This is a genomic window from Sphingomonas sp. TX0543 (assembly GCF_048565505.1).
Taxonomy (GTDB): domain Bacteria; phylum Pseudomonadota; class Alphaproteobacteria; order Sphingomonadales; family Sphingomonadaceae; genus Sphingomonas.
On record NZ_JBLZUS010000002.1, the window covers coordinates 1997188 to 2012854 of the forward strand.

Below are 15667 nucleotides of genomic sequence, written 5' to 3' on the forward strand. Positions count from 1 at the left end.
CGTCATGGCTGCCCCAATTCTCGCATACGAAGACCTTGGCCTTGTTCAGGGCGCCGGCTGGCTGTTTCGCCACCTCGATCTCTATATCCAGCCTCGCGACCGCCTTGCGCTGATCGGTCGCAATGGCGCGGGCAAGACCACGTTGCTGAAGCTGATCGCGGGGCGCATCGACGCGGATGAGGGCCGTCGCACGATTGTGCCCGGCACAAAGGCGATCTTGCTGGAACAGGAGCCTGATCTCACCGGCTTTGCGACGCTGGCGGATTATGTGCTGTCCGCCCCCGACGCCCCCGAGCATTACGAAGCGGAGGCGATCGCGGACCAGCTTGGCATCGACCTTACCCGTCAGTGCGGCACCGCCAGCGGCGGTGAGCGTCGTCGTGCCGCGATCGTCCGCGCGCTCGCACAGTCACCGGACGTGCTGCTGCTCGACGAGCCGACCAATCACCTCGATATCGCGGCGATCGAGTGGCTGGAGGATTGGCTCCAGCGTTTCAACGGCGCGTTCGTCGTCATCAGCCATGATCGCACGTTCCTGACGCGCCTGACGAAGCAGACGTTGTGGCTTGATCGCGGTACGCTGCGCCGCGCCGAAATTGGCTTCGGCGGGTTCGAGGCGTGGACCGATCAGGTCGCGGCGGAGGAGCAGCGCGCCGCCGAAAAGCTCGATGCCAAGCTGAAACTGGAGGAACACTGGCTCCAGCGCGGCGTCACCGGGCGCCGCCGCCGCAATCAGGGCCGCCTCACCAAGCTTAAGGATATGCGCGCCGAGCGTGCCGCTATGATGGGGACGCAGGGCACCGCAGCGCTCGCCATGGCCAATGATGACGCGCGATCGAAGGTGGTGATCGACGCGAAGCAGGTTTCCAAATCGTTCGGTGACCGCGCGATTATCCGAGACTTGACCTTCCGCGTCACGCGCGGCGACCGGATTGGCCTCGTCGGCCGCAACGGCGCGGGAAAATCTACCCTCCTCAAACTGCTTACCGGCGAGTTGGAGCCGGACAGCGGCAGCGTGAAGCTGGCCAAGACGCTGCAGGCGATCATCATCGATCAGCAGCGCAGCATGATGGCGCCGGAAAAGCGGGTGCGCGACGTGCTGGCAGACGGGGGGGACTGGATCGAGGTGCTGGGCGTGAAAAAGCACGTCCACGGCTACCTCAAGGAGTTCCTGTTCGATCCCTCGATCGCGGACGCTCGTATCGCGTCGCTCTCGGGCGGCGAGCGGTCGCGCGTCTTGCTGGCGCGGGAATTCGCACGGCCGTCAAACCTGCTGGTGCTCGACGAGCCCACCAACGATCTGGATCTCGAAACGCTCGATCTGCTTCAGGAAGTGATCGCGGACTATGATGGCACGGTGCTGATCGTCAGCCACGATCGCGACTTCCTGGATCGTACCGTGACCGTAACGCTTGGACTGGATGGCAGCGGCGCGGTGGATATCGTCGCCGGCGGATACGAGGATTGGGAGCGCCAGCGCAAACGTCGGCCAGAGACGAAAAAGCCTGCGCCCAAGGCCGATGTTGCGCCGCCACCGCCACGGCCGACGCGCGCCAAGCTCAGCTATAAGGATCAGCGCGATTTCGATCAGTTGCCCGCGCGGATCGATGCGCTCGATGCGCAGATCGCGCGCGACGAGGCCGCTATGGCGGACCCGGGGCTATATGCGCGCGATCCGGGCGGCTTCGATCGGCTGACCCGCGCGATCGCGGTCGCCCGCGAGGAAAAGGAAGCCGCCGAACTGCGCTGGCTCGAGCTGGCCGAACAGGTCGAAGCGCTGGGCTAGATCGCTTTACCGGCGCGACCCGCCAGATCAGTGACATATTGCCACGCCACCCGGCCAGACCGACTGCCACGCCGGGTGGCCCATTGTATCGCGTCGCTCGCGTCGAACGGAAGCCCGTAGCTTTCGGCGTAGCCGCGCACGATCGCCAGATAATGATCCTGATCCACGACGTGAAAGCCGATGCTCAGCCCGAAGCGATCCGCCAGCGCGAGATGGTCATCGACCGAATCGCGCGGATTGATCGCATTCTCCTGCTCGCGGATGTCGCGCGGCACGAGATGCCGGCGGTTCGAGGTGACGACCAGTCGCGCATTGGCTGGTCGCTCCTCCGCGCCACCCTGTAACAGCGAGCGCAGCGCGCGCGCATCGGCCGCGGCCTCGATTCCGAGATCGTCGAGGAACAGTACGAACGCGCGCGGCACATCCGCGATCGCGGCGAACAGCTCCGGCAAGGTCTCGAGGCGATCGGCCGCAACCTCCACCAGCGCGATTGCGCCGCCCTCGGCCTGAATCGCGGCCACGCTGGATTTGACCAACGCCGACTTGCCGGTGCCGCGCGCGCCCCACATCAGCACGTCCTGCGCGGCATGGCCCGCTGCAAGCCGCGCGAGATTGTCGTGCAGCATCTTCTTCTGCGCATCCACGCCCTGCAACAGTTCGATCGCGAGCGGCGCGAAGGTGCGGGTCGCGGTCAGCGTCCTTTCCCGCCAGACATAGGCAGGATGCGCGAGCGGGTCGGCCGACGTGGGCGGGGGCGGAGCCAGCCGCTCCAGCGCGGCGGCGATGCGGGCGAGCGTGTCTTCCATGACGAGCGGCTAGCGCAGCCGGACGTGCGGCGCAAAGGGTCAGTGCACTGACTGCACCGTTGCAAGATGGCCCTGTATATCGGCGCGTGCAGGCGCGAGCGTCACGGCCTTTCGCAACAGGATACGCGCTGTGGTCACATCGCCGTCCGCATAGGCCGCCCAGCCATAGGCGTCGACCGTCGTCGGGTTGGTCGGCGCGCGTTCATAGGCGCGGCGCCCGTAGCGCCGCGCGATCGCGCCATCGCCCGCGCCGGCATGGGCGTAGGCGAGTTGCGACAGAAGCAGCGTATCGCGCGGGCCTACCGTGCGGGCGAGCGTTTCGAGCGTGGCGATCGCCTCGTTCCATTGGCCCGCGCCAAGCTGGAGGTTTGCGAGGATGCGGCGCGCGGCGATGTCTTCGGGATTCTGGGCGCGATACAGCGCGACAGCGCGTGCGCCCTGCAGGGCGTTGCCGGATTGGGCCGCCGCCTCGGTCAGCCGCAGAAATCCGGGCTGGTCGAAGCGCAGGTCCGCCGCGCGCGCATAGGCCGCCAATGCCGGTGCATGACGACCGGCAATCGCCAGCGTGTCGCCAAGCAGCAACTGAGCGGCCGGCGCGCCTGGCGAGGCAGTTGCCAGCGCTTGCGCGCGGGAAAGGGCGCCGGTCCGGTCGCCTCCCTCAAGCATGGCTCGAACGAGCGGAACGATCGCGGTCGGATCACCCGGTGCGTCGGCAGCCTGGCCAGCGAGTACCTCGACGCTCGCGTCGCTGGCGAAAGGGGCGGGGGTGCCGAGGCTGGGGGTGGCGGCGCGATCCAGGAACCGGGCCGCCCAGTCGCGCTCGCCGCTCGCCTCGAACGCGCGGCCGACAAGCGCGAGCGTGTAGCTGTCCGCATCCTCGCGCAGCGCGGCGGGGCGAAGCACATCCAGCGCTCCGGGCAGGTCGCCCGACCGGATCAGCGCCGCGCCGAGCAGCCGTCGCGCGGCAAGGTTCATCGGCTGCCTTCCGATCAGCTCTCGCCATCGCGCGACGGCCTGTTCATAGTCGCCCGAGGCGTAAGCGATCGCGCCGCTCAGCAGCACCACGCCCGGCACGCCGTCGATCGCACCTTCCGTTTTTGCCAGCAACGCGCGCGCAAGCGCGATCCGACCCGCGCGCGCCGCCAATGCCGCCTGAAGATACAGCGCCTGTGGGCTTCCCGGCCGGGCGATCAGCGCACGGCGGGTGATGGCAAGCGTCTCGCGGTAACGGCCCAATTCACCCAGCGTCGCCGCATATTCGATCAGCGCCGGATGGTAATAAGCGTCACGCGCGAGCGCCGCCTCGAACCACGGCAGTGCAGCATTCAGGCCGTAACGGCTGCGCACGATCTCGCCGCGCAGGGTAAGCGCGATCGGGTCGGTCCGGGAAATTGAAAGCGCGCGTTGCGCGGCGATATCCGCATTTCCGATATCGCCGGCGTCCAGCCGGATACGTGCCAGCGTGATCCAGGCCGACGCATCATCGGGATGGGCGGCGAGCAACGCGGTAAGCGCGGCGGTCGCGCCGGTCACATCGCCGCTGGCGGCCAGCGCGCGGGCATGGATGCGGATCACGGCAGGACCGGCATCCTCGCCCGCGGTGGCGCGCAACGCGCGGTCTGTATCGCCCTGCCGCAGCCACGCCTCGGCGAGGAGCGGCCGGATGATTTCCTTCGCAACTCCAGCACGGTACGCACGGTTGAGCGCGCCCTCCGCCCGATCCGCGTCGCCTAGCGAGAGGTTTGCCCGGGCAAGCAGCATGAGCGCGTCCGGTCGTCGCGGCGAAACAGCAACGATCGCCTCCGCATGATGGCGCGCCGCGCTGTAATTGCCTGCCGCGAACGCGGCTCTGGCCGCCTTCGTTTCGGCGACCGGATCCGGCGCTGCGGCGTGCCGCGCGATCGCGATGATGCTGAGGACGATGACGACGCTGCCGGTGCAGATCGCCGCCAGCCGGATCCACAGTGCCCGCCGCCGTGCTCGCGGCGTCCGCCGTCGGCGTCGGCGCAACAACGGATAGGTCGCCGGCCCCTCAATCATGCAGATCGTAGCTCTTGAGCAGATCGTAAAGCGTCGGGCGGCTGATGCCGAGCAGGCGCGCGGTGCCCGAGATGTTGCCATCAGCGCGCGCCAGCGCACGACGGATCGCCATCCGGTCGGCTGTTTCGCGCGCGCTGCGCAGATTGATCGGGGCGTCATCCGGCCCGGCGAGATCGAGGTCGGCTGCGGTGACGAGCTTGCCATCGGCCATGATGACGGCGCGCTTCACGCGATTTTCCAGCTCGCGGACGTTGCCCGGCCAGCCCCAGCCGTCGATCGCGCCGCGCGCATCCGGGGCCAGCCCCGTCACTGCGGGGTTCATCGTCTTGGCATATTTGGTGACATAATGGCGAGCGAGCAGCGCGGCATCTCCAGGCCGTTCCGCCAAAGAGGGGATGCGGATCACGATTTCCGCCAACCGGTAATACAGGTCGTCCCGGAAGCTGGCGTCAGCCACCATCGCGTCGATGTCGCGATGGGTCGCGCAGACGATCCGCGTGTCGACCGCGATCGGGCGGCGGCCGCCGATCCGCTCGATCGTCCGCTCCTGAAGAAAGCGCAGCAGCTTCACCTGAAGCGGCAGCGGCACATCCCCGATTTCGTCGAGGAACAGCGTGCCGCCGTGCGCCTGCTCGATCTTGCCCTCGGTCGTCTTGACCGCGCCGGTGAACGCGCCTTTCTCGTGCCCGAACAGTTCGCTTTCGAGCAACGTTTCGGGGATCGCGGCGCAGTTGATCGCGACGAAGGCGCCTCCGCGACGCGGTGATGCGTCATGCAGCCCGCGGGCCAGCAACTCCTTCCCGGTGCCGCTTGCGCCAAGTAGCATCACCGAAACGTCGGCAGGGGCGACGCGCTCGATCGTGCGGATCACCTTGAGCATCTCTGGCGCGGCTGTGATCAGGCCGGCCATCGTCGCCCCGCGCGCGCTGGCCGCCAGCTGCCGGTTCTCGGCTTCCAGATCGTGAACGTGGAAAGCACGCGCGACGATCAGGCCCAATGTGTCGATGTCGATCGGCTTCTGGTAGAAATCCCACGCGCCATCGCCGATCGCGCGCAACGCGCTATCGCGCGCGCCGTGCCCGGAGGCGACGATCACCTTCGTGTCCGGTTTCAGCGCAAGTATGTCCGCCAGCGTTGCAAACCCCTCGCTCGTGCCGTCGGGATCGGGCGGCAGGCCCAGATCGAGCGTCACGACCGCCGGTTCGTGCAGGCGCAGCGCGTCGATCGCCTCGGCGCGATCGGTCGCAACGACTATCTCATATCCGTCATAGGCCCAGCGCAATTGTCGCTGGAGACCGATATCGTCCTCTATAATCAACAGTTTCGGACGATCGCTCATGCGGCCTGCTCCAATTCTCCCACCGCGCGCAACGTGACGCGGAAGCATGTGCCTTCACCGGGGCGGCTCTCCACCGAAACATTGCCGCCCATCGCCTCCGCAAGTTGCCGCGCTTCAAACGCGCCCAGCCCGAAGCCGCCTTCCTTGCTCGACACGAACGGCTTGAACAGGCGATCGCGAATGAACGCCGGCGACATGCCGCAGCCCCGATCGATCACCTCCACACTGACCCCGCTACCATCCGTGGCGGCCAGAATGTTGAGCGCCACCGGCGTGGTCGCGGCGCTCGCCTCGATCGCATTCTGGACGAGGTGACCCAGCAACGTTTCCAGCCCGGCCGGATCGGCGATCGCCGTCGCGCTGGCCAAGCCCGTCACCGCGATCGGGTGCTGGGCTCGGCGGGCGGCGGCGATCCGTTCCGCAAGTGCGCGAAGCGCGACCGGTCGCAGCGCTTCGCCGCGTCCGCCGTGATGTTGCGAAAGGCGGGCGAGCAACGTGTTCATCCGCTGTGACGAGTCGCGCAGCGTTTCCACCATGTCGGCGCGGAACGCGGGATTGTCCGCGTGGCGCTCCGCGTTGCGCGCCAGCAGCGTCAACTGGCTGACGAGATTTTTCAGATCGTGCATGATGAAGGCGAAGCGGCGATTGAATTCGTCGAAGCGCTGGGCGTCGGCCAAAGCGTCGTGCGCGCGATCCTCGGCGAGATAGCTCGCGACCTGTCGTCCGGCTACGCCGAGCAGATCGAAATCCTCCCAGTCCAGCGCGCGATCGAGCGGGGGACGCGCGAGCACCAGCGCGCCGGTCAAATGCTCGAAGTGAAGCAGCGGCACGATCGCCCATGCCTCAGGCCGCTCGATCAGCCACGTGGGGGTCGCCGCGCGGTCGCCTGCGATCGCGGTGTCACCGCGCACCGCGTCGAGCTCGATGATACGGCGTGTCTTGGCCAGATAGGCGTGCAGCGCCGCGTTGCTGTCGGTCGGATCATTGTCTTCGGCGGGCCAGTTCCAGTCTGCGCCGCGTTCAAGCGCCCCGTCACGAGCGACCAGCAGCAGTCCGCCCGGCGAATCGGTGACATCGGCCACCGCCTTCACGACGCGCACCGCCAGCGGCGCGGCGCTCTCGCCGGGAGTGCCAAGTGTATCGTTGAAGCGCAGCCACTCCGCGCGATAGTCGTAGCGATGCGAGAAGAGGTGCTTGGCGACCAGCACCTTGGCGGTCGCCCTTAACCAGGGCGTCGAAACGATCGTGAGCACGGCGGCCGCGGTGCCGAAGACGAAAACCGTCTGCACCATCCGCGCGCGGTCTCCACCCAATTCGGCGAGCAGGCCTGCGGTCAGCCCGGTGATTGCCAGATACGCGCCGAGCAGCAGCGCCGAGAGGGTCGCGAAAGCAAGTCTGCGGGAAACCTGCAGCGTCCATTCGCCGTCCCGATGGATCGCCATCCCGAAGAGCGGCGCAATCCCGACCAGACCAACCCCGCGAATCGCGCCGAGATCCCGCGCCCAGCCGGGATTCGTCATGCTGGTGATGTGGGTCAGCAGGTCGAGCGAGAACATGATCGCAAGCGCGAGTGCGACGATGCGCACGCCGCCCCGCGTGGCCGCGGCCTGGATGCGATAGACCAGCAGCAGCGTCGCCAGCGTGCCCAGCATGCGCATCGCCAGGCGGGTAGGGGCGATCACCGCTGCCGCCTGTGACAGTTCGCTCGCGGCCTCCGCCACCCCAAGCCCGGTCGCGAGCACCGTCAGCAGGGCGCATGCGACGTACAGGACAGCGCGCCAGCGTTGATTATCAGCCACGGTATGCCGCCGCGCGAGGATATACATGAAGGCGAGCCACGTCAGATTTCGCGCGCCATCCGCGATCCGCGTAGCCACGTCGCCAGATCCGATACCAGCCACCGAAAGCGCCCACAGCGCCGTTGCGCCCAGCGCCAGCACGAATGTCGCGCGCGGCAACGTGGCGCTGCCACGCCTGATTTGTGTCAGCGCGAGCGCGCCAAACAGCAGTGCCGCCAGCGCATGTGTCCAAAGCGTTACCGAAGGCGGCATGTCAGCGCGCGCCAGCGGGCCAGAGCACCACCCGCAATGTCTGCAGCAGGATCAACAGATCGAGGAAGGGCGAATAGTTCTTCGCGTAATAGAGGTCATATTCCAGCTTCTGGCGCGCATCGTCGACGGAGGCGCCATAAGGGTAGTTGATCTGTGCCCAGCCGGTGATCCCGGGTTTCACCATGTGGCGTTCGGCGTAATACGGCAGCTCGATTTCCAGATCGGCGACGAATTGGGGGCGTTCCGGGCGCGGGCCGACGAAACTCATCTCGCCTTTCAGCACGCTCCAGCATTGCGGCAATTCGTCGATCCGCACCTTGCGGATGATGCGACCGACGCGGGTGACGCGCGGATCGTGTTCCGCGGCCCATATCGCGGTGCCGGCGATTTCGGCGTCCTGCCGCATCGAGCGCAGCTTGGGGATGTAGAAGGGCTCGTTGTACAGCCCCACGCGTTGCTGGCGGTAGAAAGCCGGGCCCTTGCTCTCCAGCTTGATCGCCACCGCCGTGACGAGGATCAGCGGCAGCGCGAGCACGAGCAGGAGCAGGCTTGCAATGATATCGAATGCGCGCTTGAAGATTGTGGTCAGTATCAGGCCCGAGGAAAAGCCGTCGGAAAAGATCAGGGCGGACGGGTTCACGGTCTGCAGGTCGATCCGTCCGGTCTCGCGCTCGATGAACGCGGAGAAATCGTTGACCTGCACGCCGGTCGTCTTGATACGCAGCAGATCCTTGAGCGGCAGCGAATTTCGACGCTCCTCGATCGCGAGCACCACCTCGGCCGCCTTCAGCTTCACCACGTGATCGGCGAGGTTGTGGATCGCGGCGCGCGGGATCGCCTGCGGCACCAGCGTCTCCGGCTCTCCCATCGCGACATAGCCGACGATGACGAATGTCGATCCTGCCATTCTCTCAAGCCGCTCGAGGCGCGCCGCGCGCCCGCCCGATCCAAGCACGACGATACGGCGCTTGAACCGCTCGCTGCCCAGCGCCCCGCCGAACAACAGTCGCACGAGAACCAGACCAGGGGTCGCGAAGAGCATCGCGTAAAAAAGATTCGAGCGCCACAGGCTGACGGACGGCAGGGTGAAGAACAGGACCGACAGGAACAGGACGCCAAGCGACACCGCGACCATCAGCCGCATAGCCGCCTGCCGAATCGAAACAAGAACGTCGGATTGATAGGCGCCGACCGCCACCATCGCGATCATCAACGGCCCGGCAAAGCTTATCAACTGCGGCAGGCGGGGCCAGACCGGGCCGGTGTCGATGCCGATCTGCCACGCCCGCAGTTTCCAGCCGGATTCCGCGGCGGCCAGCAGCAGCAGAATGTCGAGCACCCCAAGCAGCAGCACCGCGTTCGGCACGTAATGCTTGAAAACCCTTATCATTCCGTCGCCATCCGATCGCGCGCGTGTAAGCTTCTCCGACACCTGATCGCAGGAAATGGCAAAGAAAGGCTGAAGGCAGCGAATAATCGCGGCGACGGATCGAACCATTGCCGTGCGCATTTGTCCTTGCGATGAAGAACCACAGACTTTGGAGTGCTGCATGACCCTTGCCTCGCCGATCGTTCCCGTCATCCTGTCCGGTGGATCGGGGACCCGGCTGTGGCCGATGTCGCGACCCGAAATGCCAAAGCAGATGCTCGCGCTGACCGCGGAGGAGACGATGCTTCAGCTCACCGTGTCGCGGATTCGGGCCGAGCGGTTCGCTGCGCCGGTCGTGGTGGCGAGCGCTGCCCATGCGGATCTGGTGGAAGCGCAGCTTGATGCCATGGGGCTGCCCGCCCAGGCGCTGATCCTGGAGCCCGCGGGACGCAATACCGCCCCCGCGATCGCGCTGGCGGCGCTGGCGGTGGAGGACAGGACGGCGCCGTTGCTCGTCATGCCGTCCGATCATGTCATCGCCGATGTGGCGGCATTCCACGAAGCGATCGCGCGCGCGATGCCGTTGGTGGATAAGGGGTGGCTGATAACGTTCGGCATCACGCCGGACGGGCCGGAAACCGGTTACGGCTATATCCAGGAGGGCGAGGCGATCGTGCCGGGTGTCCACCGGGTCGATCGCTTCGTTGAAAAGCCGCCGCTGGAAGCTGCGCAGAAGATGATCGCGAGCGGCGACCACGTATGGAACGGCGGCATCTTCCTGTTTCGCGCCGATGCCTATCTCGATGCGCTGGGCAATTTCGAGCCCGCGATGGTGGAAGCGACCACGCGCGCCATGGGCCTGGCGACGCGAGATGGCACGCGGATAACCCCGGACGCGGCGGCGTTTGCCAGCGCTCGCAGCCAATCGATCGATTATGCGGTGATGGAGCGTGCCGAGCGCGTTGCGGTGGTGCCCGTCGCGATGGGGTGGAGCGACGTGGGAAGCTGGGATGCGCTTCACGCGATCAGCGACCGGGATGGTGAGGGCAATGTCCTTAATGGCGAAGTGATCGCGCTCGATACGACGAACTGCCTGGTGCGCAGTGATCGCGCACGCGTCGCGATGGTCGGCGTGAGCGATCTCATCGTCGTGGCGAGCGGGGATGACATCCTCATTCTGCCGCGTGGCCGCGGGCAGGACGTCAAGCGGTTGCTGGAGGCGATGAAAGAGTGATCGCGTCGGGCCGGGCGGCCGCTGGTCATGTTCACGGGCTGTTCAATCCTTGCCGGCTATCCCGCTTGCCGAGATGAGGATCGGGACAGGTTCCATATTGCTGCTGCTCGTCGCCGGACCCGCGCTCGCGGGGCAGCCGGATCAGGGGCGCGAGGCGAGCGCGGCCTGGCAGGCGACGCGGCAGGGCAGGATTCTGCCGCTCAAGGAGATCGAGCGTCGCATCGTGCCGACGATGAAGGGGGCGCAATATATCGGCTTCGATCTCGAACTGCCGAGCGGCGTTTACACGCTGAAATTCCTGCGCGACGGCACCGTGATCTGGATCGATGTCGATGGCCGGACCGGGCAGGTGATCGGGCGTACCGGCCGCTGATTCAGCAAAGCGACAGGTGAATTCCCTCACGGCCGGTTCGGTGTTAACGCCATAGGCGTAACCCAGGGAGACAATATGCGCGTCCTGATCGTCGAAGACGAGCCGAACCTCGGCCAGCAACTCAAGAATACGCTGGAAGGCGCCGGCTATGCGATCGACCTCGCCACCGACGGGGAGGAGGGGCACTTCCTTGGCTCGACCGAAAATTATGACGCGATCGTTCTCGATCTCGGCCTGCCCGAGATCGACGGGCTGACCGTGCTCGATCGATGGCGCAAGGAGGGCAAGACGATGCCCGTGCTCGTGCTCACCGCGCGGGATAGCTGGTCGGACAAGGTCGCCGGGCTTGATGCGGGCGCCGATGATTATGTGGCCAAACCGTTCCAGACCGAGGAATTGATCGCGCGGCTCCGCGCGCTGATCCGCCGCGCCTCGGGCAATGCGTCGTCCGAGCTCACCGCCGGCGACGTCCGCCTCGACACCCGCTCCGGGAAGGTCACCCGCGCCGGCGAGCCGGTCAAGCTGACGGCGCAGGAATACAAGCTGTTGAGCTACCTGCTGCATCACAAGGGCAAGGTTGTCAGCCGCACCGAGCTGATCGAGCATATTTACGATCAGGATTTCGATCGCGATTCGAATACGATCGAGGTGTTCGTCACCCGCATCCGCAAGAAGCTCGGCCAAGATGTCATCACCACGATCCGTGGGCTGGGTTATAGTCTGGAAGAACCGGCGGCCTGACCGGCGCCGGCCGATGACCGGTCAGATGCCGGATTCCCTACGCCCGATTCGCAGTTCAGGATCGCTGACCCGGCGAATGATCCTGATCGCGGCGGCGTGGATATTGCTGCTGCTCGCCGGTGGCGGCTTTGCGCTCGATCGCGTGCTGGTGAACGCTGTCACGCGCAATTTCGACGATCAGCTCGAATATGTGCTGCAATCCTTGCTCGTTTCGGCCGAAATCGGGCCGGACGGCGAGGTGATGTTCAATCGCGAGCCGGCGGACCAGCGGTTTCTGGAGCCATATTCCGGCCTCTACTGGCAGGTTTCGGCGCGCGGGCGGGAGCCGTTTCCGTCGCGATCGCTGTGGGATCGTCAGCTTAGATATGGCGCGGATCACAACGATCGCAGCGTGCACACCTACGACAGTGCCCAGTTTCGCGATGAGAAGCTGCGCGTCGTCGAACGCGATGTCACGCTGCCGCGCTCGCCGGTACGCTGGCGCTTTCAGGTGGCGCAGAGTCGCGCGGGGCTGGACGCGCAGATCGATGTTCTGCGCCGCACGCTCGTGCGCAGCTTCCTGCTGCTCGGGCTGGGGCTGATCGTGCTGGCGGCGATACAGACCTTCTACGGGCTCCTTCCGTTGCGCAAATTGCGGCTGGAGATCGCGCGGATGCGCGGCGGCCGGATCAATCGCATTTCCGGCAAGCTGCCCGTGGAGATTGCGCCGCTGGTGCATGAACTCAACGCGCTCGTCGCGCATAACGAGGTGCAGGCGGAGGAGGCGCGGCGCCATGCCGGCAATCTTGCCCATGCGCTGAAAACGCCGCTCACCGTCATCATGAACGCGGCCACCGCCGATGCGGATGACCTTGCCGAAACCGTCGTGCGCGAGGCGCGGACGATGCGGCGCCAGGTCGACCATCATCTCGCGCGCGCGCGCGCTGTCGGCCGTCGCGGCTCGGCGCATAGTCGGGCGCAAGTCTGGCCGTCGATCGAATCCGTCGAGCGCGCGGTGCAGCGCCTTTATCCCCACGTCCGCATCGACATGGATGGCGACAAGACGCTCATTGCGCATATCGAGCGGCAGGATCTCGACGAAATCACGGGCAATCTGGTGGAGAATGCCGCAAAATACGGTGGCGGCAGCGTGTTCGTGACCGTCTCCGCGCAATCCGGGTTCGTCGAGATGATGGTCGAAGACGACGGTGCGGGCATTCCCGAGGAGGAGCGTATCCGCACCTTCGATCGCGGCGTGCGGCTGGACACGGGCAAGCCCGGCACCGGGCTGGGCCTCGCGATCGTCCGCGATGTCGTCGAGATATATGAAGGCACCGTCACGCTTGAAGAGAGCGAGGATCTCGGTGGTCTGCTCGTCCGTGTGCGCTTGCCGATGGCGCAGGGCGCGGGATAGCTATTAAGCTTTATGCCCGGCCGTTAAGTATTCGGTAGCCATCATCGGTTACCGATAAGCTTATGGGACGCGAGAGACTATCGGCCGCATTGAGCGCCGCCGTTCTATACTTCGTTCTGGCCAGCGGCACCGTTTGGCTATCCAGCGATCTTCACGAAGTTCCACCGATCTGGCCGGCCAACGCGGTCCTGCTCGCGATGCTGCTTCAGCCGAAACGCGTCGCGTGGAGCGACATGCTGCTCATTTCGGTTGTCGGCAATTTTCTGGCGAACCTTGTCGTGAGCGGCGCGCATGTCGTCCCGATCATCTGGGGCCTGATCGACGCGACCGAGGTAATGATCGCTGCCTATGCATTACGCCGGGCGATCGGGGCGGACGAGGTGCTGGGCGCTCCCGAGAACGTCGGTCGCTTTCTCCTCTGGGCCGGAATCATCGCGCCGATCGTCGGCGGGCTTGGCGGCGCGACGGTCACCTGGCTTTGGTACGATCGGGAATTCGTCTCGGCGTTTCGGCTGTCGTTCTTCAGCGATGCGCTGGGCATGCTCGTTTTCACGCCCTTCTTCACCTCGCTGTTGGGGGGCGAATATTGGCGCGCGCTTCGCAATCGCTCGAAGCGCGAATATTTCGAATGCATCGCGATCGTGCTGCTCGTGTCGGCAACGGCGGTGCTGGTGTTCATCGTCGCGCGCCGGCCGATAGCCTTCATCCTGTTCGCGCCGCTGATGCTCGCCGCCTTCCGGCTCGGGCGGCTCGGCACGCAGTTTGCCCTGCTGATCGTCGCGGTTGCCGGTTCGATCGGGGTTTATCGTCCGCAGACCACCTTCGCGATCTACGGCGAGCAGCCCGAATTGCGGCTGCATCTCGTGCAATTCTTCCTGGCCATGGTTCTGCTGACCTGCCTGCCGGTGGCGGCGAGCCTTTCGGCGCGAGCGCGCCTGTTGCGCCAATTGGCGGACAGCGAACGCAGGCTGCGCGCTCGCGAGGCCGATCTGATCCGGCTCGCCGGAACCGATCCGCTTACCGGCCTGATGCATCGCGGAGCGCTGAACGAGCGCATCGAGGCGGTGCATTACGAGGAGCGGATCGCCGTCGCCGTGCTGGATCTCGATCGCTTCAAGGATATCAACGACCGCTTCGGGCACGATGTGGGCGATCGCGCCCTGGTTCACTTTGCGCGCGTTATCGCGAACGGCGTTCGGCAGGGGGATGTCGTGGCGCGCATCGGTGGCGACGAGTTCATGATCTTCTTCCCCGCAACCGATCAGGGCATAGCTGCGTCGGTATGTGATCGGCTTGCGATGGTCCTGCGCGATCAGCCGTTGCCGATCGACAACGATGCATCGCTATTTCTCGCGATGAGCTGCGGCGTTGCCGAACGGCGCGATGATGAGACGGTGGAGGCGCTTATCAATCGGGCGGATCAGGCGCTCTATGCGGCGAAGGAAGCGGGCCGCTCGCGCGTGTTGCGCGCCGCCTGAACGCGGGTGCCGTCAGGCCGGCTCCAGCGCCTGCATCGCCTCCGCCGCGATCGCCAGCGAACGTTTGCGCGCATCGTGGTCGTAGATCATGCTGGTGAGCATCACCTCATTCACATCGGTGCGCCTGACGAATGCGTCTATCCCGCGCGCGACTTCATCGCGTGTGCCGATCGCGGTGCATTGCAGCACATGATCGAGAATCGCGGCATGTTGCGGCGGCAGGCTGCTGCGGTATCCGGCGACAGGCGGGGGCAATTGGCGCGGGTTGCCAGTGCGCAGCGCTACGAACGCCTGTTGCTGCGAACTGGCGAGAAATTCCGCTTCCTCATGGGTATCCGCGGCGAAAACGTTGAATCCTGCCATCGCATGCGGCTTGGCCAGCTGAGCGGAAGGCCTGAACTGGCTGCGATAGGCATCCAGCGCCTGATCGAGCGCATCCGGCGCGAAATGCGAGGCAAAGGCATAGGGCAAGCCGAGGATCGCGGCCAGCTGCGCGCCGAACAGGCTTGAGCCGAGAATCCACAGCTCCGGTTTAGCGCCCGCGCCGGGCGTCGCCGAGATGCCGGTGCGTCCGTCGTCGGCAAGATAGCTCTGCAATTCGACGACATCATTCGGGAAGGCGTTCGGATCGGTATCCAGCGTCCGCCGCAGCGCGCGCGCGACACGCTGGTCAGATCCCGGCGCCCGGCCGAGGCCCAGATCGATGCGGCCGGGAAACAGCGCGTCCAGCGTCCCGAATTGCTCCGCGATCTGCAGCGGCGCGTGATTGGGCAGCATGATGCCGCCTGCGCCGACGCGTATCGTCGATGTCGCCTGCGCGACATGCGCGATCACCACGGCGGTGGCGGCGGAGGCGATGCCGGCCATCCCGTGATGCTCGGCCACCCAGTAACGGTTGTAGCCATGGCGCTCGGCGTGGCGCGCGAGATCGGCGGCATTGGCAAGCGACTGGGCGACAGTGCCGCCCTGTACCACGGGAACGAGATCGAGCAGGGAATATCCAGTCATGCTGTCAGATGTGGCGTGATGGGTTGCGATCCGCAACCTCCCATGATGA

The 15667-nt window shown here is 65.9% G+C and carries 12 protein-coding genes; 6 read left to right on the top strand and 6 right to left on the bottom strand.

Translation table 11 applies throughout. The features are described 5' to 3' along the window. Positions 1-4: 4 nt before the first annotated feature. Positions 5-1786, top strand: coding sequence for an ABC-F family ATP-binding cassette domain-containing protein (locus ACM61V_RS10160; RefSeq protein WP_137785617.1), 1782 nt, complete (start codon positions 5-7; stop codon positions 1784-1786). On the opposite strand, the gene ACM61V_RS10165 is transcribed toward ACM61V_RS10160, so the two are convergent. From ACM61V_RS10165 to ACM61V_RS10185, 5 genes are read right to left on the bottom strand one after another with little or no spacing between them, the layout of a single operon-like run. Then, positions 1783-2592 (bottom strand): ATP-binding protein, encoded by an 810-nt coding sequence (locus ACM61V_RS10165; protein ID WP_137785616.1) that lies wholly within the window; start codon positions 2590-2592, stop codon positions 1783-1785. The two genes, ACM61V_RS10160 and ACM61V_RS10165, sit on opposite strands and share 4 nt — an antisense overlap. 39 nt (positions 2593-2631) lie before the next feature. Continuing rightward, a complete protein-coding gene (locus ACM61V_RS10170) occupies positions 2632-4632 on the bottom strand; it encodes a tetratricopeptide repeat protein (protein ID WP_137785615.1) in 2001 nt (666 codons plus the stop codon). Further along, positions 4625-5971 carry a PEP-CTERM-box response regulator transcription factor gene (prsR, locus tag ACM61V_RS10175; protein WP_137785614.1) on the bottom strand — a complete coding sequence of 449 codons (1347 nt, stop codon included), beginning with the start codon at positions 5969-5971 and terminating at the stop codon, positions 4625-4627. Before prsR ends, ACM61V_RS10170 begins: the two co-directional genes overlap by 8 nt. Then, positions 5968-8022: an XrtA/PEP-CTERM system histidine kinase PrsK gene (gene prsK / locus ACM61V_RS10180; protein WP_137785613.1), complete on the bottom strand. Its 2055-nt coding sequence runs from the start codon at positions 8020-8022 to the stop codon at positions 5968-5970. The genes prsR and prsK overlap by 4 nt, the downstream gene beginning before the upstream one ends. A gap of 1 nt (position 8023) precedes the next feature. Beyond that, entirely contained in the window at positions 8024-9412 is a 1389-nt protein-coding gene (locus ACM61V_RS10185) for a TIGR03013 family XrtA/PEP-CTERM system glycosyltransferase (protein ID WP_137785612.1), read from the bottom strand. 160 nt (positions 9413-9572) lie between these two features. Here ACM61V_RS10185 and ACM61V_RS10190 point away from each other — a divergent pair, with 160 nt between their 5' ends. The 5 genes from ACM61V_RS10190 (at position 9573) to ACM61V_RS10210 (ending at position 14610) form a co-directional block, all read left to right on the top strand. Further along, a complete protein-coding gene (locus ACM61V_RS10190) occupies positions 9573-10625 on the top strand; it encodes a mannose-1-phosphate guanylyltransferase/mannose-6-phosphate isomerase (RefSeq protein WP_419713969.1) in 1053 nt (350 codons plus the stop codon). 73 nt (positions 10626-10698) lie between these two features. Further along, a complete protein-coding gene (locus ACM61V_RS10195; RefSeq protein ID WP_137785610.1) occupies positions 10699-10998 on the top strand; it encodes a hypothetical protein in 300 nt (99 codons plus the stop codon). A 75-nt stretch (positions 10999-11073) separates the two neighbouring features. After that, positions 11074-11739 carry a response regulator transcription factor gene (locus tag ACM61V_RS10200; protein WP_137785609.1) on the top strand — a complete coding sequence of 222 codons (666 nt, stop codon included), beginning with the start codon at positions 11074-11076 and terminating at the stop codon, positions 11737-11739. 13 nt (positions 11740-11752) lie between these two features. Beyond that, positions 11753-13132, top strand: coding sequence for an ATP-binding protein (locus ACM61V_RS10205; protein ID WP_137785608.1), 1380 nt, complete (start codon positions 11753-11755; stop codon positions 13130-13132). An 89-nt stretch (positions 13133-13221) separates the two neighbouring features. Further along, complete coding sequence (locus ACM61V_RS10210) at positions 13222-14610, top strand: diguanylate cyclase (RefSeq protein WP_419713970.1); 1389 nt, start codon at positions 13222-13224, stop codon at positions 14608-14610. A gap of 12 nt (positions 14611-14622) precedes the next feature. On the opposite strand, the gene ACM61V_RS10215 is transcribed toward ACM61V_RS10210, so the two are convergent. Then, on the bottom strand, positions 14623-15618 hold the full coding sequence (locus tag ACM61V_RS10215; protein ID WP_137785606.1) for an LLM class flavin-dependent oxidoreductase: 996 nt from the start codon (positions 15616-15618) through the stop codon (positions 14623-14625). Positions 15619-15667: the final 49 nt, after the last annotated feature.

Coding starts and splice junctions, on each gene's coding strand:
- prsR (WP_137785614.1), bottom strand. CDS start 5,971: ATGAGCGATCGTCCGAAACTGTTGATTATAGAGGACGATATCGGTCTC.
- ACM61V_RS10200 (WP_137785609.1), top strand. CDS start 11,074: ATGCGCGTCCTGATCGTCGAAGACGAGCCGAACCTCGGCCAGCAACTC.
- prsK (WP_137785613.1), bottom strand. CDS start 8,022: ATGCCGCCTTCGGTAACGCTTTGGACACATGCGCTGGCGGCACTGCTG.
- ACM61V_RS10170 (WP_137785615.1), bottom strand. CDS start 4,632: ATGATTGAGGGGCCGGCGACCTATCCGTTGTTGCGCCGACGCCGACGG.
- ACM61V_RS10160 (WP_137785617.1), top strand. CDS start 5: ATGGCTGCCCCAATTCTCGCATACGAAGACCTTGGCCTTGTTCAGGGC.
- ACM61V_RS10195 (WP_137785610.1), top strand. CDS start 10,699: ATGAGGATCGGGACAGGTTCCATATTGCTGCTGCTCGTCGCCGGACCC.
- ACM61V_RS10190 (WP_419713969.1), top strand. CDS start 9,573: ATGACCCTTGCCTCGCCGATCGTTCCCGTCATCCTGTCCGGTGGATCG.
- ACM61V_RS10165 (WP_137785616.1), bottom strand. CDS start 2,592: ATGGAAGACACGCTCGCCCGCATCGCCGCCGCGCTGGAGCGGCTGGCT.
- ACM61V_RS10215 (WP_137785606.1), bottom strand. CDS start 15,618: ATGACTGGATATTCCCTGCTCGATCTCGTTCCCGTGGTACAGGGCGGC.
- ACM61V_RS10205 (WP_137785608.1), top strand. CDS start 11,753: ATGACCGGTCAGATGCCGGATTCCCTACGCCCGATTCGCAGTTCAGGA.
- ACM61V_RS10185 (WP_137785612.1), bottom strand. CDS start 9,412: ATGATAAGGGTTTTCAAGCATTACGTGCCGAACGCGGTGCTGCTGCTT.